A 593-nucleotide genomic window follows, 5' to 3' on the forward strand; every position below is an offset into this window, starting at 1 on the left:
ATTATTGGTTGGGTGTTCATCTTTACCTACCGAATTGGAAGCCTCTTCAGAACCAGTAATTACCGATTACCAAGAGTGGGTAAATCAACTCCCTGATGCTAAGGATGTCCGTCTGGGTGGTGTGATAGCTAAAGTCACTAACCTCAAAGATAAATCACGCGTTGAAGTGGTGAATATGCCGATCTCTAGCAGCGGTAAACCCTGAAGGTCGTTTGGTGACATTTGTGGGGCAATCGGCAGGCTCATAAGATGGCAAAATTGGTGAGTTCCCGTATACATTCCCAGTGATGAACGCTGATAATCAGCGCCTATGGCAAATCACAGAGCGTGTGATTGTGAACGATTTCGCACCGACTTATTACTCGTGCCGCAGCCTACATTGTCGTAGCTTCCACACGATGCCAAGACAAGGCCGAGTGGTACAAGACGTCGAGTAATCTGGTGATTTAACATCTTATCTGGATATTTAAGATTAAAGACTGATCACAACGGATGATTGAAAAATCTTATTCACTTCCGAGTGGCACTATGGTGTGCCAAGAGCTTGGAAACCCCGAAACGGCCGCATTGACGGTCGTTTTTGTCCATGGGTG

At 46.0% G+C, this 593-nt stretch carries 2 pseudogenes; both read left to right on the plus strand.

The annotated features are described in order from the left end of the window. Positions 1 to 437, plus strand: a pseudogene (locus KIV40_RS32500) (Slp family lipoprotein); the annotation flags it as partial. A 55-nt stretch (positions 438 to 492) separates the two neighbouring features. Then, positions 493 to 593: pseudogene (locus KIV40_RS32505) on the plus strand (alpha/beta hydrolase); the annotation flags it as partial.

The sequence above is a fragment of the Vibrio sp. D173a genome, assembly GCF_030248475.1.